This window comes from Enterobacter cloacae complex sp. P15RS, from assembly GCF_014895905.1.
Taxonomy (GTDB): domain Bacteria; phylum Pseudomonadota; class Gammaproteobacteria; order Enterobacterales; family Enterobacteriaceae; genus Enterobacter; species Enterobacter quasihormaechei.
Genome location: NZ_JADBQL010000016.1, coordinates 52,415 through 69,684 on the forward strand (window position 1 = coordinate 52,415; position 17,270 = coordinate 69,684).

Annotated in this window: 17 protein-coding genes; 7 read left to right on the forward strand and 10 right to left on the reverse strand. The window is 57.6% G+C overall.

The window, feature by feature from the left end; genetic code table 11:
- Positions 1–212: 212 nt before the first annotated feature.
- Together mlrA and IM267_RS10385 are read left to right on the forward strand one after the other, a co-directional pair.
- Positions 213–953 carry an HTH-type transcriptional regulator MlrA gene (gene mlrA / locus IM267_RS10380; RefSeq protein WP_193033429.1) on the forward strand — a complete coding sequence of 247 codons (741 nt, stop codon included), beginning with the start codon at positions 213–215 and terminating at the stop codon, positions 951–953.
- Between the two features lie 69 nt (positions 954–1,022).
- Positions 1,023–1,136, forward strand: coding sequence for a protein YohO (locus IM267_RS10385; protein ID WP_017383372.1), 114 nt, complete (start codon positions 1,023–1,025; stop codon positions 1,134–1,136).
- Here IM267_RS10385 and IM267_RS10390 read toward each other — a convergent pair.
- From IM267_RS10390 to bglX, 5 genes are all read right to left on the reverse strand, one after another.
- Positions 1,111–1,848, reverse strand: a complete 738-nt coding sequence (locus tag IM267_RS10390) for an ABC transporter permease (protein WP_063450299.1) — start codon at positions 1,846–1,848, stop codon at positions 1,111–1,113. The two genes, IM267_RS10385 and IM267_RS10390, sit on opposite strands and share 26 nt — an antisense overlap.
- The gene (locus tag IM267_RS10395; protein WP_107533380.1) at positions 1,832–2,782 is read right to left on the reverse strand and encodes an ABC transporter ATP-binding protein; all 951 of its coding nucleotides are present in this window, start codon (positions 2,780–2,782) and stop codon (positions 1,832–1,834) included. Before IM267_RS10395 ends, IM267_RS10390 begins: the two co-directional genes overlap by 17 nt.
- Positions 2,775–3,932 carry an ABC transporter permease gene (locus IM267_RS10400; protein WP_193033351.1) on the reverse strand — a complete coding sequence of 386 codons (1,158 nt, stop codon included), beginning with the start codon at positions 3,930–3,932 and terminating at the stop codon, positions 2,775–2,777. The genes IM267_RS10395 and IM267_RS10400 overlap by 8 nt, the downstream gene beginning before the upstream one ends.
- Before the next feature lie 12 nt (positions 3,933–3,944).
- Positions 3,945–4,862, reverse strand: a complete 918-nt coding sequence (locus IM267_RS10405; protein ID WP_193033352.1) for an ABC transporter substrate-binding protein — start codon at positions 4,860–4,862, stop codon at positions 3,945–3,947.
- Positions 4,863–4,998: 136 nt separating this feature from the next.
- Positions 4,999–7,296 carry a beta-glucosidase BglX gene (gene bglX, locus IM267_RS10410; protein ID WP_107533382.1) on the reverse strand — a complete coding sequence of 766 codons (2,298 nt, stop codon included), beginning with the start codon at positions 7,294–7,296 and terminating at the stop codon, positions 4,999–5,001.
- 189 nt (positions 7,297–7,485) lie between these two features.
- Here bglX and dld point away from each other — a divergent pair, with 189 nt between their 5' ends.
- Positions 7,486–9,243 carry a D-lactate dehydrogenase gene (dld, locus tag IM267_RS10415; protein ID WP_193033353.1) on the forward strand — a complete coding sequence of 586 codons (1,758 nt, stop codon included), beginning with the start codon at positions 7,486–7,488 and terminating at the stop codon, positions 9,241–9,243.
- Between the two features lie 102 nt (positions 9,244–9,345).
- Complete coding sequence (locus tag IM267_RS10420) at positions 9,346–9,900, forward strand: GNAT family N-acetyltransferase (protein WP_193033354.1); 555 nt, start codon at positions 9,346–9,348, stop codon at positions 9,898–9,900.
- A gap of 98 nt (positions 9,901–9,998) precedes the next feature.
- Here the strand turns inward: IM267_RS10420 and pbpG are convergent, their stop codons facing one another.
- Both pbpG and IM267_RS10430 read right to left on the reverse strand, forming a co-directional pair.
- Positions 9,999–10,922 carry a D-alanyl-D-alanine endopeptidase gene (pbpG, locus tag IM267_RS10425; RefSeq protein WP_063868315.1) on the reverse strand — a complete coding sequence of 308 codons (924 nt, stop codon included), beginning with the start codon at positions 10,920–10,922 and terminating at the stop codon, positions 9,999–10,001.
- 167 nt (positions 10,923–11,089) lie between these two features.
- Positions 11,090–11,677: a Yip1 family protein gene (locus tag IM267_RS10430; RefSeq protein WP_063868314.1), complete on the reverse strand. Its 588-nt coding sequence runs from the start codon at positions 11,675–11,677 to the stop codon at positions 11,090–11,092.
- Positions 11,678–11,834: 157 nt separating this feature from the next.
- Here IM267_RS10430 and IM267_RS10435 point away from each other — a divergent pair, with 157 nt between their 5' ends.
- A complete protein-coding gene (locus IM267_RS10435) occupies positions 11,835–12,407 on the forward strand; it encodes a DedA family protein (RefSeq protein ID WP_193033355.1) in 573 nt (190 codons plus the stop codon).
- A gap of 50 nt (positions 12,408–12,457) precedes the next feature.
- Here IM267_RS10435 and IM267_RS10440 read toward each other — a convergent pair whose 3' ends face one another.
- The 3 genes from IM267_RS10440 to dusC form a co-directional block, all read right to left on the reverse strand.
- Positions 12,458–13,222 carry an SDR family oxidoreductase gene (locus tag IM267_RS10440; RefSeq protein WP_074177786.1) on the reverse strand — a complete coding sequence of 255 codons (765 nt, stop codon included), beginning with the start codon at positions 13,220–13,222 and terminating at the stop codon, positions 12,458–12,460.
- Between the two features lie 50 nt (positions 13,223–13,272).
- On the reverse strand, positions 13,273–14,691 hold the full coding sequence (mdtQ, locus tag IM267_RS10445; RefSeq protein ID WP_193033356.1) for a multidrug resistance outer membrane protein MdtQ: 1,419 nt from the start codon (positions 14,689–14,691) through the stop codon (positions 13,273–13,275).
- 333 nt (positions 14,692–15,024) lie between these two features.
- Positions 15,025–15,960 carry a tRNA dihydrouridine(16) synthase DusC gene (dusC, locus tag IM267_RS10450; RefSeq protein ID WP_063868310.1) on the reverse strand — a complete coding sequence of 312 codons (936 nt, stop codon included), beginning with the start codon at positions 15,958–15,960 and terminating at the stop codon, positions 15,025–15,027.
- Positions 15,961–16,128: 168 nt separating this feature from the next.
- Here dusC and IM267_RS10455 point away from each other — a divergent pair, with 168 nt between their 5' ends.
- On the forward strand, positions 16,129–16,524 hold the full coding sequence (locus tag IM267_RS10455) for a CidA/LrgA family protein (protein WP_003859308.1): 396 nt from the start codon (positions 16,129–16,131) through the stop codon (positions 16,522–16,524).
- Positions 16,521–17,216 (forward strand): CidB/LrgB family autolysis modulator, encoded by a 696-nt coding sequence (locus tag IM267_RS10460; protein WP_063450313.1) that lies wholly within the window; start codon positions 16,521–16,523, stop codon positions 17,214–17,216. The genes IM267_RS10455 and IM267_RS10460 overlap by 4 nt, the downstream gene beginning before the upstream one ends.
- Positions 17,217–17,270: the final 54 nt, after the last annotated feature.

A 17,270-nucleotide genomic window follows, 5' to 3' on the forward strand; every position in this document is an offset into this window, starting at 1 on the left:
AAACCGCATATTCTAAAAACGCGTAACATACACTGATGGCGTTTAACTTTCTTTGAAACGTGCCATAAAAGCGATAATTCGTGCCCGCCATCACACCTTTTGCCGGAGATAAGCTGTTCCTCGCATAATCTGTACGAAAAAGAATCAAATTTTCCCGGTTCAGCAAAGTGGGTCTACAGTTAAGCTGGGCACGCGCAAGCCTGGGGGCGAAAATGGCGCTTTACACGATAGGTGAAGTGGCACTCCTGTGTGATGTCAATCCCGTTACGCTACGGGCGTGGCAGCGACGGTACGGATTGCTTAAACCGCAAAGAACGGACGGCGGGCACCGCCTGTTTAACGATGCGGACATTGACCGGATCCGCGAGATCAAAAGCTGGATCGACAACGGCGTGCAGGTCGGCAAGGTAAAATCGCTTCTGTGCGAGGACGATCCTGACACCCAGCATATCTGGCGCGAGCGGCAGGAAACACTGCTGAGGCTGTTGCAGACGGGCAATGTGCAGCGTCTGCGCGGCTGGATCAAAGAACAGGGTCGCGACTACCCCGCGCAAACCCTGATCGCCCATCTTTTTATCCCCTTACGGCGTCGGCTCCAGTGTCAGCAAACCACCTTACAGGCGCTGCTCAGCATGCTTGACGGCGTGCTGATTAACTATATTTCCGTCTGTCTTTCCTCGGCGCGGAATAAAAACGGTAAAGACGCGCTGGTGATCGGCTGGAACGTGCACGATACCACCCGGCTGTGGCTCGAAGCCTGGATTGCCACCCAGCAGGGCTGGCGGGTTGACGTCCTTGCCCACTCGCTGGCCCAGCTCAGGCCGGAGCTGTTTGAGGGACAGACGCTGCTGGTCTGGTGCGGCGAAGTTCCCTCCGCTTCGCAGCAGCAGCTCCTGACGGAGTGGCGCGAACACGGTTATCCCGTTTACCCGCTGGGGCCAAATGCGTCGTAAAGGCATTTAATGGTTCATTAACAGCTGCGCTTCACCGTATAATTGTTCCGTTAACAAGAGGAGCACATGATGAAGGCAACGAAACTGGCCGTAATTACCCTTTTTGCACTGATGGCCATCAGCGGTATCGGTGGCGTTATGCTGGCAGGTTATTCCTTTATTGTTCGCGGCGGTGTTGGCTGAGGTATCCAGCCAGGCGTTCAAACAGGCGATCCACCACAATCGCCGCCAGCGCAACCAGCACCGCCCCCTGAATAATGTAAGCCGTATTAAACCCGCTTAATCCGATGATGATCGGCGTCCCCAGCGTATTCGCGCCAACCGTCGAGGCGATGGTTGCCGTACCAATGTTGATAATCACGGACGTGCGTACGCCAGCGATAATCACCGGTGCGGCCAGCGGCAGTTCTACCTTAACCAGCCGCTGCCAGGCACTCATCCCCATCCCTTCCGCTACGCTCAGCACCGATGCCGGCACCGCCGCAATGCCCGCCAGCGTCCCTTGCAGAATGGGCAACACGCCGTACAAAATCAGCGCAATGATGGCAGGCTCCTGCCCAAAACCGATCGCCGGCACGGCAATCGCCAGCACGGCCACCGGCGGGAAGGTCTGCCCCGTTGCGGCGATGGTCTCCACCAGCGGGCGAAACTCCCTGCCCGCTGGCCGCGTAACCGCAATACCGGCGCCAACACCCAGCACAATGGCAATCACGCTTGACACCGCCACCAGCCAGAAGTGTGCCAGGGTGAGATTAACAAAGCTCTCCTGCTGGTACACCGGACGCGGTAACCCGGGGAAGAGCGTATTAAACAGCGCCGCGCTGTGCGGCATCAGGTAGAGTAAGGCGATAAACAGCCCTGTCAGCCAGAGTAACGGATCACGAACCCACTTCACGCGTCACCTCCCCCGCCAGCAGATCGCGAAAATGGATCGTCCCGCATGGCGTTCCCTGCCCGTCCGCAACGGGTAATACTTCGCACTGCCGGGCGACAAACGCTGACAGGGCATCGCGCAGGCTCATACCATCGTGCAGGGGGTCGCCGTTGACCGGCCCATCCTGCGGGCGCATATAGTCTCTGACGGTGCGCAGAGAGAGCAGCCTGACGCCCAGCTCGCTGCGGCCAAAAAACTCACGCACAAAATCGTTTGCCGGCGACGTTAACAGTTCGAGGGGCGTACCCTGCTGGACGACTTCGCCATGATCCATCAGCACCAGGCGATCGGCCAGCCGCAGTGCCTCGTCGATATCATGCGTCACCAGCACGATCGTGCGCCCAAGTATACGGTGGATGCGGCTCATCTCGGCCTGAAGCGCGCCGCGGGTGACCGGATCCAGCGCGCCGAAGGGCTCATCCATCAGCAGCACCTGCGGGTTAGCGGCCAGCGCGCGCGCCACCCCGACCCGCTGCTGCTGCCCGCCGGAAAGCTGGTGCGGATAACGGTCGCGAAGCGACGTGTCCAGGCCCAGCAGCGCCATCAGTTCGTCGACGCGCGCGTTGATCTTCGCCCGGGACCATTTTTCCAGCTGTAGCACGGTGGCAATGTTCTGCGCCACCGTCCAGTGGGGAAACAGGCCGATGGACTGAATGGCGTAGCCCATACGACGCCGCAGCTCCAGCACCGGCAGGCTGCGGATCTCCTCTCCGGCAAAGCGAATCGTCCCGCTGTCGTGTTCCACCAGCCGGTTGATCATCTTCAACGTCGTGGATTTTCCTGACCCCGACGTCCCGATCAGTACCGAGAACGCCCCTTCGGCAAAGTGCAGATTAAGGTGGCTTGCCGCCGGACGGCCCGCAAAGGTTTTACTGACATCATGAAATTCAATCATTGGCTCTTCTCCCGAGCAGCGCGAGCCACAGGGCAAATAAGGCATCCAGCACGACCGCAAGCGCAATCGTGGGTACGACGCCCAGCAACACCAGATCCAGCGCGCTGCTGAGCAGCCCCTGGAAGACCAGTGCCCCAAATCCGCCCGCACCGATCAGCGCGGCAATCACCGCCATCCCCACGGTTTGCACCGTCACTACCCGCAGGCTGCGCACCAGCAGCGGAAGCGCAAGTGGCAGCTGAATTTTCCAGAAACACTGGCGCGCACTCATCCCCATTGCATGCGCGCTTTCCAGCACGTCGGGCGGGACCTGGCTTAACCCCGCCACCACCCCGCGCACCAGCGGCAATAGCGCATACAGCACAAGGGCGATGAGCGCCGGCGTCAGCCCGGTTCCGGCAATGCCCGCCGCGGACAACCCGGGGAAGGATTTCACCAGACCGGCAAGGGGAGCAATCAGCAGGCCAAACAGGGCAACGGAGGGGATGGTCTGAATCACGTTGAGGACGGTAAAGACAGCGCCCTGACGGCTGGGATGCCGGTAGCACCACATGCCCAACGGCACGCCCAGCAGCAGCGCCGGGATCAGCGTCCCAAACAGGATCGTCAGATGTTGCACCAGCGCGTTGTCAAACACCTCCTGGCGGTTGACGTACTCTTTTAACAGCGAGAGCTGATTCAGATCGCCGCTGAAGAGGATCAGCAGAGGAATAATCCAGAATTGCGCATTCAGCAGCCAGCGCCAGACGGGCTGCGGCGTCAGACGGCGAATGGCATCGCTACAGGCCAGCAGGCAGAGCGCCAGCCACAGCCACAGGCCGCTGCCAATCGACGTGCGCGAAAGCGGGCTTTCAACCGAGGCCATCAGCGTTGCCGCCTGCCCTGCGCTCCAGAACAGCACGATAAACAACGCTTCACAGAGAAGCAGCGTCAGCCAGAGTGCGGCACGTCCTGGCGAGAACGATAATACCAGCGCGCTCGCCAGCGCCGCGCCCAGCAGCAGCGGCGTAAACGACCACATCTGCCAGAGCGCGTGAGGTTCGCCCGATACCAGGCGGTTTGGTGCGACATTGACAAAAGGTAACGCGACCGCCGCGATGGCCACACAGGCCAACAGCAGCAGAACGCGGTTATGACATTTTATTGGCACAGCCTTATCCCGTTACTTCACAAGCCCTTGTTGTTTCAGGAAGTCGGCGGCCACTTTTTTGGCATCCAGCCCCTCAACGGCAATGCTGGCATTCAGCTGTTGCAGCGTTTTCGCATCCAGTTTTTCAAACACCGGTTTCAGCCATTTGTCGATATCCGGGTAGGCTTGCAGGACCGCCTCACGCACAACCGGGGTTGGGGCGTAAATCGGCTGAACGCCTTTCGGGTCGGTTAAGGTTTGCAGGCCAAGCGCCGCGACCGGGCCGTCGGTGCCGTAGGCCATCGCCGCGTTGACGCCGGAGGTTTGCTGCGCCGCGGCCTTAATGGTCACCGCCGTGTCGCCACCCGCCAGAGAGAGCAGCTGCGCCTGATCGAGCTTGAAATCATAGGCTTTTTCAAACGCCGGCAGGGCATCCGCGCGCTCGATAAACTCGGCCGAGGCCGCGAGCTTAAACTCGCCCTTCTCTTTCAGGTAGCGGCTGAGATCGTCAAGCGAGGTGAGCTTGCCTTTCTCGGCGATATCTTTGCGCACCGCGATGGTCCAGGTGTTGTTAGCGGGTGCCGGCGTGAGCCAGACCAGCCTGTTTTTTTCCGCATCCAGCTTTTTGACTTTTTCGTACCCGGCTTTGGCATTTTTCCAGGCCGGATCGTTTTCATCCTTGAAGAAGAATGCCCCATTGCCGGTGTATTCCGGATAGATATCCAGCTCGCCGGAAGTGATGGCACCGCGCACCACCGGGGTGGTGCCAAGCTGAACTTTATTGATCGTTTTTACGCCGTGACTGTCGAGCACCTGCAAAATGATATTGCCGAGCAACGCGCCTTCGGTATCAATTTTGGAACCCACTTTTACCGGCTCTGCGGCCTGTAGCGGCAGGCTCAGCGCCGCCAGAAGCAACGCCGATCCTGTTATCCCCTTAATCATCGTCATTCTGCTTTCCTCATTATTTTGCGGCCTTTTTCATAGGCTTGAGAGAAAAGCGTAGCTTAAAACAGGGAATTTAACCGTTTTTAGTAGAAGATGAGAGGCATCCCCCGCCGGTCGGGGGATGGGAAGGAAGGTAGGATTATTGCAGTTCGAATTCGGCTTTGTTCACGCGGGCGGAATCCACGCCGATGAAGACGTTAAATTTGCCCGGCTCGGCATCGTATTTCATCTGCTGATTCCAGAACTTCAGCGCATTCACGTCAATCGGGAAGCTGACCGTTTTGGTTTCACCGGGCTTCAGGTTGACCTTCTCGAAGCCGCGCAGCTGTTTCACCGGACGGCTCATGGAGGCCGTAACGTCCTGCACGTACATCTGGATCACCGTCGCGCCTTCGCGCTTGCCGCTGTTGGTCACATCCACGCTGGCGGTCACGCTGCCATCACGCTTCAGGGTCGGGGCCGACATTTTCACGTCAGAGACCGTAAACGTGGTGTAGCTCAGGCCGTAGCCAAACGGATACAGCGGGCCGTTCGCCTCATCGAAATAACGAGACGTGTACTTGTTCGGCTTGTCGGCGTTATACGGACGGCCGGTGTTCAGATGGCTGTAGTAAACCGGGATCTGCCCGACGGAGCGTGGGAAGGACATCGGCAGCTTGCCTGACGGGTTGTAATCGCCAAACAGCACGTCGGCGATGGCGTTCCCCCCTTCGGTACCGGCGAACCAGGTTTCCAGAATGGCATCAGCCTGCTGGTCTTCTTTCACCAGCGCCAGCGGACGACCGTTCATCAGCACCAGCACCAGCGGCTTGCCGGTGGCTTTCAGGGCCGCGATCAGGTCGCGCTGGCTTTGCGGAATGGTGATGTCGGTACGGCTGGAGGCTTCGTGCGCCATCCCCTGCGCTTCACCCACCACGGCGACCACCACGTCAGACTGCTTCGCGGCGTTTACCGCTTCGTCAATCATCTCCTTCGGCGTGCGCGGATCGACCTTCACCGCTTCCTCATACTGATTAAGGAAGGTAACGATGTCTTTATCGTCGGTGACGTTCGCGCCTTTGGCGTAAACCACTTTTGCGTTATCACCCACGGCGCTCTTAATACCGGTCAGCACCGTCACGGACTGATCGGCCACGCCCGCGGCGGACCAGCTGCCCATCACGTCACGCTTGCTGTCGGCCAGCGGGCCGACCACGGCAATGGTGCCGGATTTTTTCAGCGGCAGCGTCTCGAGACGGTTTTTCAGCAGCACCAGGCTTTCGCGTGCCACTTCGCGGGCTTCTTTGCGGTGCAGGCGGCTTTCGGCATTGGTGTCCGCCGGGTCAGACTCCTTCGGCCCCAAGTGGCTGTACGGATCGTTAAACAGCCCCATGTCATATTTCACGTTCAGCACGTGGCGCGCGGCATCGTCCAGCTCCGCCATCGTCACCTTGCCGCTCTTCACCAGCCCCGGCAGGTATTTGCTGTAGTACTCGTCGCTCATGCTCATGTTGATGCCGGACTTGAGCGCCACGCGTACCGCATCTTCCGGGTCAGACGCCGTACCGTGCTTGATCAGCTCTTTAATCGCGCCGTGGTCTGAAACGGTGATGCCCTTAAAGCCCCACTGGTCGCGCAGCACGTCTTTCAGCAGCCACGAATCGGAGGTGGCAGGCGTGCCGTTCAGCGAGTTCAGCGCCACCATCACCGCGCCGCTGCCCGCGTCCAGCCCCGCTTTGTACGGCGGCATGTAGTCGTTAAACAGACGCTGCGGGCTCATGTCGACGGTGTTGTACTCTTTGCCGCCCTCCACCGCGCCGTAGGCGGCGAAATGCTTGACGCTGGTCATCACCGAGTAACGATCTGCCGGACTTTTGCCCTGCATCGCTTCCACCATGGTTTTGCCCATCGTGGCGGTTAACCAGGTATCTTCACCAAAGCCTTCCGAGCCGCGGCCCCAGCGCGGATCGCGGGAGACGTCAACCATCGGCGCCCAGGTCATGTTCAGGCCGTCGTCTGCGGCTTCATATGCCGACACGCGCCCGACGGTTTTCACCGCATCAAGATTAAACGAGGAGGCCAGGCCAAGGCTGATCGGGAAGACGGTACGCTGACCGTGCACCACGTCATAGGCGAAGAAGAGAGGAATTTTCAGGCGGCTGAGCTGCATGACCTGATCCTGCATGGCGCGGATATCCTGACGGGTAACGGTGTTAAAAATCGCTCCGACCTGGCTCTCTTTGATCATCTCGCGGATCGCTTCTTTCGGGTTATCCGGGCCGACGCTGATCAGGCGCAGCTGGCCGATTTTCTCATCGACCGTCATCTTTTTGAGTAAATCCGTGACAAAGGCGTCGCGGGCTTCAGGCGTGAGCGGGTGATTACCAGACAAATCCTCTGCCAGCGCAGGTTGCAGCGCCAGGCTGACGGCAACACCTACAGAACATAGCCATTTCATGTTGTTATTCTCTCTCATCAATAACCGCGGGAAGCACCCGGCCAGACCGTACGAAAATCGCAGTGTGCCACAAACCCGTAAACCCGTGCAGGGTTATTCTCTGATTTTTCTCATGAATACCCGACCGCTTAACGGCTAATCGCGCTATGCTTTACAGCGAGAAATTTGCCCCACCACAAGGAGTGGAAGATGTCTTCTGTTCGAACTGACGATAACACTACTTTTATTAACGAACTGTCGCGCCTGGTGGGTCACTCTCACCTGCTTACCGACCCGGCCAAAACCGCCCGCTACCGTAAGGGCTTTCGCTCCGGACAGGGCGACGCGCTGGCGGTGGTTTTCCCCGGCACGCTGCTCGAACTGTGGCGCGTGTTGAGCGCCTGCGTTGCGGCAGACAAGATTATTTTAATGCAGGCTGCGAATACCGGCCTGACCGAAGGCTCCACGCCGAACGGCAACGATTACGATCGTGACATCGTGATTATCAGCACCCTGCGCCTCGACAAACTGCACCTGCTGGACAAAGGCGAACAGGTGCTCGCCTTCCCCGGCACCACGCTCTACTCGCTGGAAAAAGCGCTTAAGCCGCTGGGACGCGAACCGCACTCGGTGATCGGCTCGTCGTGCATTGGCGCCTCGGTGATCGGCGGGATCTGCAACAACTCCGGCGGCTCGCTGGTGCAGCGCGGCCCGGCGTACACGGAAATGTCGCTGTTTGCCCGTATCGATGAAAACGGCAAGCTGACGCTGGTAAACCATCTGGGCATCGATCTGGGCGTAACGCCAGAGCAGATCCTCAGCAAGCTCGACGACGACCGCGTGAGGGATGAAGACGTTCAGCACGATGGCCGCCACGCGCATGACCACGATTACATCACCCGCGTGCGCGATATCGACGCCGATACGCCGGCGCGCTATAACGCCGATCCGGATCGCCTGTTTGAATCCTCCGGCTGCGCGGGCAAGCTGGCCGTGTTTGCGGTGCGCCTTGATACCTTCCCGGCAGAGAAAAAGCAGCAGGTGTTTTACATCGGCACCAATCAGCCGGAGGTGCTGACGGAGATCCGCCGTCATATTCTGGCCGACTTCACGCACCTGCCGGTGGCAGGCGAGTATATGCACCGGGACATTTACGACATCGCCGAACGCTACGGCAAAGACACCTTCCTGATGATCGACAAGCTCGGCACCGATAAAATGCCGTTCTTCTTCACCTTGAAGGGCCGCACCGACGCAATGCTGGAGAAAGTGTCGCTGTTCAAGCCGCACTTTACCGACCGCTTCATGCAGAAGCTGGGCAACGTCTTCCCGGCGCATTTACCTGAGCGGATGAAGACCTGGCGCGACAAGTATGAGCACCACCTGCTGCTGAAAATGGCCGGGGACGGCATTGCCGAAGCGCAGAGCTGGCTTACCGAGTTCTTCAAAACTGCCGACGGGGATTTCTTCGCCTGTACGCCGGAAGAAGGCAGTAAAGCCTTCCTGCACCGCTTCGCCGCGGCGGGTGCTGCTATACGCTACCAGGCGGTGCATTCCGAAGAGGTGGAAGATATTCTGGCGCTGGATATCGCGCTGCGTCGCAACGATACCGAGTGGTTTGAACACCTGCCGCCGGAGATCGACAGCAAGCTGGTGCACAAGCTCTATTACGGCCACTTTATGTGCTATGTCTTCCATCAGGATTACATCGTCAAAAAAGGCGTTGATGCGCACGCGCTAAAAGAGCAGATGCTCGCGCTACTGCACGCGCGTGGCGCACAGTATCCTGCCGAGCACAACGTGGGGCATCTGTATAAAGCGCCGGAGACGCTTACACAGTTTTATCGCAAAAATGACCCGACAAACAGTATGAACCCCGGCATTGGTAAGACAACGCGGAAGAAATACTGGAAAGAGAGTCCCGAACCAGCGCAGCACATTACGCCATCCTCTGATGAGCGCCTCTAGCCAAAATTAAGAGATTGTTAAGCGCTCCTCAAACGTACTAGAGTAACGGCTTATTGCCAGAGAAACGTTTCTCTGGCTTGCCAAACGAGGAGCGGGCAGAACATGTCGGCTGTAGAGAGTTTACCCGAAACCGAAATCGAGGTGCGCGACGCCCTTCCTGACGATGCGCATGCTATCTCGGCAATATACGCCTGGCACGTGCTTCATGGACGTGCCTCCTTTGAGGAAGTTCCTCCAACCGTCGATGAGATGCGCCAGCGGATAAAAAACGTGACCGACAGCGGGTTACCGTGGCTGGTCGCGCTATATCGCGGCATCGTCGTCGGCTACTGCTACGCCACGTTTTATCGTCCGCGCCAGGCTTATCGATATACCCTTGAAGAATCCATTTATGTGGATGCCAGCACTACCGGCCGCGGGTTTGGTTCGATCTTACTCCAGGCGCTGATCGCCCGGTGTGAACAAGGACCGTGGCGGCAGATGATAGCCGTGGTCGGCGACGGGCAAAATAACTCCGGGTCGTTGCGGCTGCATAAAAAGCACGGTTTCGACATTGTGGGTCAGCTCAGAAGTGTGGGATATAAAAAAGGCGACTGGCGGGACACGGTGATGATGCAGCGCCCGCTCAACGACGGTGACTGGACGCTGCCTGAGTAAGGCGCTTTCGCCCGGTGGCGCTTCGCTTACCGGGCCTACGTGTCGAGGCCGCTGTAGGCCGGGTAAGGTGAAGCCGTCACCCGGCACACGCAAACGGCTCAGTCGTTCTGCGCCGTCGCCATCTGTTCCGCTTTCTGCTTCTTATACGCCAGTGCTGAAGCCGGCACCGGCTGCACTTTCCCGGTCTCAATCCAGGTTCGCAGGCGGCTCGCATCCGCAAAGTGGGTGTATTTGCCGAAGGCATCCATCACCACCAGCGCCACCGGCTTACCGTTAAACACGGTGCGCATCACCAGGCAGTGGCCTGCCGCATTGGTGAATCCGGTCTTGGTTAGCTGAATATTCCAGTTATCGCGATACACCAGATGGTTAGTGTTGCGGAACGGCAGCGTATACGCCGGGCTTGAGAAGGTCGCCATCTCCTCACGCGTGGTGCTGAGCTGACCAATCAGCGGATATTGCTTGCTGGCGATCAGCAGCTTTGTTAAGTCACGCGCCGTCGAGACGTTATGGATCGACAGACCGGTTGGCTCCACGAAATGGGTATTTTTCATCCCCAGCGATTTGGCTTTCGCGTTCATCGCGCGGATAAACGCGTCGTAACCGCCAGGATAATGGTGGGCGAGGCTCGCCGCCGCGCGGTTCTCTGAGGACATCAGCGCCAGCAGCAGCATATTTTTACGGCTGATTTCACTGTTCAGACGCACGCGAGAGTAGATCCCTTTCATCTCTGGCGTGTGGCTGATATCCACTTTCAGCTTTTCGTCCAGCGGCAGTCGTGCATCCAGCACTACCATCGCGGTCATGACTTTGGTTATGGAGGCTATCGGGCGCACCAGATCCGGGTGGCTGGCGTAGATGACCTTGTTGGTGTTCAGGTCAACGATCATCGCACTGCCGGAGGCAATCTGGGGTTGCGCAGCGGTTGTTGCGACTGCGGGCGTTTTGGCGATGGCTGGCGCGGTAGCGGACACGCCGAACAGCAGCGCAAGACTAAGGAGTGACACTCGGAATTTCAGCATGATGAGACTTCTGATAATGATTCACGCACGTGATGACGTACACCGCCTGCATCGACGGATAAACGCAGGCTGGCTTTGGCATCATAGCGGCCACTGTGCGTTGTCGCCAGCGGAGAATCGTGACCAGATGCTGCATTGCTGGCATTTACGCCAGCAATGCAGGGCACTCAAAAGAGACGGTATCCATAACCCCAGAGAATAACCGTCAGGGCCAGTAGCGCCTCCAGGACCAGCACGCCGATGGCAAGCGTTGAGCTGGAGAAGCTCAGGCCCTCTTCTTTATTGATATTCAGGAAGGTGGGAACCCCCACATACAGCAGATAACCGGTGTAAAAGAGGGCTACCGTACCGATCAGCGCGCACAGCCAGACCAGTGGATAGAGCGCGACAATACCGCTTAAGAACAGCGGGGTCGCGACGTATCCGGCGAAGACCATACAGTGTGCCAGCGACGGGCGCTGCGGATAGTTACGCGCCATCCAGTGGATGACCCGCCCCATCACCGCCACCCCGGCCAGCATCAGGCCATAGAACAGGATGGCCATGTACAGTCCGGTAAACCAGGAAAGCTGAACCACGGTGCCGTCACCAAAGTTCCAGCCGATTTGCGTAGTACCTATAAACGCGCAGACCACCGGCACCGCTGCCATCAGCAGGACATGGTGGGTGTAGTGATGCGCGACCGTTTCGTTCTCGTTACGTATCACCTGCATTTCACGATCGGGATGGGAGAAAAGTCCCCAGACATGGTTCATAACGCCCCCTTGTTGTCGGCCCGTCAGCGATAGCTTAAGTATAATGCAGGCTTTAGATTATTTTATGTACAGTGGGAAATTTCCGTTGATTGCCGCGCAGTTGATGGATGGGGTATATGATTAACGCAGGCACAGTAAGGGAGACGACGTTTACTTAATGGATATCAACGGTCTTATTGAACAATATGGATACGCCGCGCTGGTGATCGGCAGCGTGGCAGAGGGCGAAACCATCACGCTGCTGGGCGGGGTGGCCGCACATCAGGGATTGCTGAAATTTCCGCTGGTGGTCGCCGCCGTCGCATTGGGCGGTATGATTGGCGATCAGCTGCTCTACTTTCTGGGGCTGCGTTTTGGCCCGACGCTTTTGCACCGTTTCGCTAAACATCAGAAGAAAATTCGCCGCGCCCAGCGGCTGATCCAGCGACATCCTTATCTTTTCGTGATTGGCACCCGCTTTATGTACGGTTTTCGCATCATTGGGCCGATACTGATTGGCGCGAGCCGCTTACCGCCGAAAATTTTCCTGCCGCTGAATATTATCGGGGCGATTGCCTGGGCGTTGATTTTCACCACGCTTGGCTACGCGGGTGGCGAAGTGATTAGCCCGTGGCTGCATAATCTTGACCAGCACCTGAAGCACTGGGCGTGGTTGATCCTGGTCGTTGTGGCGGTGATTGGGGTGCGCCTGTGGCTGAAGCATCGTGAAAAGCGCCGGGATGAAGAGTGAGTGCGGCCTGATGCCCTCACCCCGGCCCTCTCCCGGGGTGAGGGGGAAACTTATTCCGCTGGCTTAAACTGCGGATTCGCCAGCATAAATCCGCCATCGACGATAAACGACTGTCCGGTGGTATAGCTGGCGTCGCTGTCGCATAGCCAGGCCACCAGGCTGGCAATTTCTTTGGTGTGGCCGGGGCGCGCCAGCGGAATTGACGGCATAGATCCCTCTTTAACTTCGCTGTCGTCCATATCGTTCATCGGCGTGGCAATCGCACCGGGGGCGACGGCGTTCACCAGGATCTTATGCTGCACCAGTTCCAGCGCCATTGATTTGGTTAACCCGCCCAGAGCGTGCTTTGCTGCGGTATAGGCGCTGGCATCCGGCAGCGGCGTATGTTCATGAACCGAGGTGATGTTCACGATTCGCCCCCCTTCCCCCTGCTTCACCATCTGACGCGCCGCGATTTGCGAGCAGAGAAACGCACCGTCCACGTCAACGGTGAAAATGTTCCGCCAGTCATCAAACGACAGTTCCAGAAAAGGCGCTTTGTTCATCGCCCCGGCATTGTTAACCAGCACGTCCAGCCGCCCGAAGCGGGAAATCAGCGTTTCGATGGCCTTTGCGCCTTCCGGCAGCGTGCCCAGGTCAAGATGGATGGCCTCGGCACGCTGACCGCGCGCTTCAACCTCACGGCAGGTTTCCAGCGCCCCTTTTTCATCTGAATGCCAGGTCACCCCGATATCAAACCCGCGTTCGGCCAGCATCAGGGCCGTCGTTTTACCAATCCCTGAATCCGATGCGGTAACAATTGCGACTCGCGTCATACTCACCTCCTGAAAATCTGCAAAGAGGTAAGTATAGATAATGCGCGATTTTAGACGTGATGATATCCACCGCCCAGCGCGGACGTGAGCTGTAGCGTGGCGTCCACGTACTGGCCTTGCAGCATTAATCCTGCAATCTGCTCTTTCAGCGCCGGAATTTTTGCTTCACTCACCCGGGAGCCGGCAATGATCCCCGCGCTGAAGCGCGCCTGCGCCAGTCCAACGACGAGCGCGGCGTCTTTTTCGACCTTCCGCTGGTGCTGATTTTTGGCGGTCAGGGTTTCCACTTCACTCGCCGTTCGGGTGACCTGGTTTACGGCCTCCACCACGGCCTTGTTGTAGTTCGCCACGGAGAGGTTGTTCTGCGCCTGGGCGATATCCAGGTTCGCATTTAACCGACCGCTGTCAAAGACTGGCAGGGTCAGACCCGCGGTCACGCCCATTTGCTGCGCGGAAGAACGGAACAGATCGCTCAGGTGCAACGCATCCTGCTGCAAGAACGCCATCAAATTGACGTCGGGATAGAACGCGGCTTTGGCGGCCTCCACTTCGCTCATGGACGCTTCGATATACCAGTGCGCCTCCTGCAAATCCGGGCGGCGAGCCAGCAGCTCATAGCCGAGCGTTGACGGCAGCGACGCCTCTACGTCAGGTAGTGCATGCCGGGCGAGCGTGATCGAAGGGGTATTGGTCAACGCGTTCAGACGCGCTTCAATGGCCTTCATTTTACCCTTCACGTCAGCGAGCTGTTCATCGGTTTTGCTGGCATTAATATCCGTTTCAACGCCCTCTACGGAGGAGGTGATCCCGTGCTGATAGAGTTCACGATCGGCGCCGATGATATTTTCCTGCTCCTGTTTGATCTGCATGAGCACATCACCCACGGCGGCCTCGGTCTGCCATTCCCAGTACAGCCGCGCGACGCTGCTGGCGAGCAGCTGGCGGGTCTGCTCCAGCTCCGCTTTTTGCGCATTCACTTTACCGATGCGGGCCTCAATCTTGGCGCGATTTTTCCCCCATAAATCCAGATCCCAACCCGCCGTCAGGCCAAAGGTGCCGTTGGTATACCAGGGGCCGGTTGTTCCCGCCGCCGGGTCGGTCAGGGCGAACGGTCCCATCAGCCCCTCTGCCGACATCTTTTGCCGTTCAACATCGGCGGAAAAGTCCAGCTGTGGGCCATCAGCGGCGACAGCGGCTTTCGCCTGCGCTTCCGCCAGGGTGATACGCTGTCGGGCAATTTCCATATCCGGCGCATCCGCTATCGCTTTGGCGATAAGCGAGTTGAGCTGGGGGTCATTATAATCTTTCCACCATTCGCTTTTTGGCCAGTCGGCATGGCTCAGCTGGGTATTTACAGCGGCGGCGGTGGCTTGCGTTTTAATTGGTGATACCGTGGCATGTTCCGGCGCACAGGCGACCAGCATAAAAATCAGGGGAGCACTCAGAGATAAAGTAAGGGAACGTTTCATTACGCCATGCACTCAAAAAAGTAAAGGCGCAACTTACGCTTACTGGCGTTCCGTTTTTTAGTAACGCGTGGCAATCCGCATAATGTTATACATTTTCATATCCGGAAATTTATTCCCCAAGACAATGATTTAATTTCATGTATTCATGCTAGTTATGAATTGGCTGCTACACTTACTCACGACAGACATACGCAGGAGAGGCGAATGAAAATATTATTGTGGGTTATTTTGATTATATTTCTGATAGGGCTGCTGGTGGTAACCGGCGTATTCAAGATGATTTTCTGATTCTTCTGCCCGGCTGCGCGCCGGGCAAAGGTATTCACGCCTGGCTCAGCCCTTCGACTGGATGACGCGGGCAATATCCGCAGACGTCTGTAGCGTACGGATCTCCTGAAATAACCCCAGCGCTTCGCCGTACTCTTTACGCAAATAGCTCAGCCACTGTTTGATACGCGCAACGTGATACAACCCGGTATCGCCCTGCTTTTCCAGCCGCGTGTATTTTTGCAGGAGTTTCACCACGTCAGCCCAAGGCATACGCGGCTCATTATACTTCACCACCCGGCTGAGGTTCGGCACGTTCAGCGCGCCGCGTCCAATCATCACCGCATCACAGCCGGTGGCTTTCAGACACGCTTGTGCGCTCTCGTAATCCCAGATTTCGCCGTTGGCGATAACGGGAATGGTAAGGCGTTTGCGGATCTCGCCAATCGCCTGCCAGTTAATGCGCTCGGCTTTGTAGCCATCCTCTTTGGTACGCCCGTGCACCACCAGCTCGGTGGCGCCCGCCTGCTGCACCGCATCGGCAATTTCAAACTGCTTATCCCCGCTGTCCCATCCCAGACGCACTTTGACCGTCACCGGCAGATGCGATGGCACCGCCTCACGCATGGCCTTTGCGCCGCGATAAATCAGCTCCGGATCCTTTAGCAACGTTGCCCCGCCGCCGCTGCCGTTAACCAGCTTTGACGGACAGCCGCAGTTAAGGTCGACGCCGTACGAGCCAAGCGCGACCGCGCGGGCGGCGTTCTCAGCCAGCCACTCAGGGTACTGACCGAGCAGCTGAATGCGCACCAGCGTACCGGAGGGGGTGCGGCTCTGCCGATGCAGCTCCGGGCAGAGGCGATAAAATGATTTTTCTGGCAGCAACATATCGACCACGCGCAAGAACTCCGTCACGCAGAGATCGTAATCGTTCACCTCGGTCAGCAGCTCGCGCACGAGCGAGTCGAGCACGCCTTCCATCGGGGCCAGTAAAACACGCATTCTGAGTACCTGTGAAAAAAGACGCGCTATAGTAGCTGCTCTCTATGACTGTGGAAAGCCCGGCGTTCCATTCAGGAATGTCTGTTATGCTCAAAATTCATGTTGTGATCCGTGGCACATTTTCAGGTTTAATTGTATGATGAATACGTCTCAGCAAGGACTTTCACCATGAGCAAATCACTGAATACTATCTGGCAATACCTTCGGGCCTTCGTCCTGATTTATGCCTGCCTGTACGCCGGCATTTTTATCGCGTCGCTGCTGCCGATTACCATACCCGGCAGCATTATCGGCATGCTGATCCTCTTTGTGCTGCTGGCATTACAGGTGCTGCCCGCGAAATGGGTCAACCCGGGGTGCTTCGTTCTCATTCGCTATATGGCCCTGCTTTTTGTGCCTATCGGCGTTGGGGTTATGCAGTATTACGATGTGCTTAAAGCGCAATTCGGCCCGATAGTCGTCTCCTGCGCCATCAGTACGCTGGTGGTTTTTCTGGTGGTCAGCTGGAGCTCACATATTGTGCATGGCGAACGTAAAGTGGTTGGGGAGAAAACAAAAAAATGATGGAAAATATCTGGTGGTCCCTGCCGTTAACCCTGGCGGTGTTCTTCGCTGCCCGTAAGCTTGCGGTTCGTTTTAAAATGCCACTGCTGAACCCGCTGCTGGTCGCCATGGTGGTGATCATTCCTTTTCTGCTGTTCACCGGCATACCTTATGAACGTTACTTCGCCGGGAGTAAAATCCTCAACGATTTATTGCAGCCCGCCGTGGTGGCGCTGGCGTTTCCTTTATATGAGCAACTGCATCAGATCCGCGCGCGCTGGAAGTCCATCATCACCATCTGCTTTGTGGGTAGCCTGGTGGCGATGATTACCGGCACGTCAGTGGCCCTGTTGATGGGCGCGTCGCCGCAGATTGCCGCCTCTATTCTGCCGAAATCCGTGACCACGCCGATCGCCATGGCCGTGGGCGGCAGCATCGGAGGCATCCCGGCCATTAGCGCCGTATGCGTGATTTTTGTCGGTATCCTGGGGGCGGTGTTTGGCCATACGCTGCTGAACATCATGAAAATACGCACCAAAGCGGCGCGCGGTCTGGCGATGGGTACCGCCTCGCACGCGCTGGGCACCGCACGCTGTGCGGAACTGGATTATCAGGAAGGGGCATTCAGCTCGCTGGCGCTGGTGATTTGCGGGATTATTACCTCCCTGGTCGCACCGTTCATCTTCCCGATTATTCTGGCCGTGATGGGCTAAAATTTGCGATGCGTCGCGCAAATTTCATTTTCATTTCATAAGTTGCACACATAA

What these genes read in the sequence shown, in the direction of transcription:
- mlrA (WP_193033429.1), top strand. Translation starts at nt 213, where the DNA reads ATGGCGCTTTACACGATAGGTGAAGTGGCACTCCTGTGTGATGTCAAT.
- IM267_RS10385 (WP_017383372.1), top strand. Translation starts at nt 1,023, where the DNA reads ATGAAGGCAACGAAACTGGCCGTAATTACCCTTTTTGCACTGATGGCC.
- IM267_RS10395 (WP_107533380.1), bottom strand. Translation starts at nt 2,782, where the DNA reads ATGATTGAATTTCATGATGTCAGTAAAACCTTTGCGGGCCGTCCGGCG.
- IM267_RS10405 (WP_193033352.1), bottom strand. Translation starts at nt 4,862, where the DNA reads ATGACGATGATTAAGGGGATAACAGGATCGGCGTTGCTTCTGGCGGCG.
- bglX (WP_107533382.1), bottom strand. Translation starts at nt 7,296, where the DNA reads ATGAAATGGCTATGTTCTGTAGGTGTTGCCGTCAGCCTGGCGCTGCAA.
- dld (WP_193033353.1), top strand. Translation starts at nt 7,486, where the DNA reads ATGTCTTCTGTTCGAACTGACGATAACACTACTTTTATTAACGAACTG.
- IM267_RS10420 (WP_193033354.1), top strand. Translation starts at nt 9,346, where the DNA reads ATGTCGGCTGTAGAGAGTTTACCCGAAACCGAAATCGAGGTGCGCGAC.
- pbpG (WP_063868315.1), bottom strand. Translation starts at nt 10,922, where the DNA reads ATGCTGAAATTCCGAGTGTCACTCCTTAGTCTTGCGCTGCTGTTCGGC.
- IM267_RS10430 (WP_063868314.1), bottom strand. Translation starts at nt 11,677, where the DNA reads ATGAACCATGTCTGGGGACTTTTCTCCCATCCCGATCGTGAAATGCAG.
- IM267_RS10435 (WP_193033355.1), top strand. Translation starts at nt 11,835, where the DNA reads ATGGATATCAACGGTCTTATTGAACAATATGGATACGCCGCGCTGGTG.
- IM267_RS10440 (WP_074177786.1), bottom strand. Translation starts at nt 13,222, where the DNA reads ATGACGCGAGTCGCAATTGTTACCGCATCGGATTCAGGGATTGGTAAA.
- mdtQ (WP_193033356.1), bottom strand. Translation starts at nt 14,691, where the DNA reads ATGAAACGTTCCCTTACTTTATCTCTGAGTGCTCCCCTGATTTTTATG.
- dusC (WP_063868310.1), bottom strand. Translation starts at nt 15,960, where the DNA reads ATGCGTGTTTTACTGGCCCCGATGGAAGGCGTGCTCGACTCGCTCGTG.
- IM267_RS10455 (WP_003859308.1), top strand. Translation starts at nt 16,129, where the DNA reads ATGAGCAAATCACTGAATACTATCTGGCAATACCTTCGGGCCTTCGTC.
- IM267_RS10460 (WP_063450313.1), top strand. Translation starts at nt 16,521, where the DNA reads ATGATGGAAAATATCTGGTGGTCCCTGCCGTTAACCCTGGCGGTGTTC.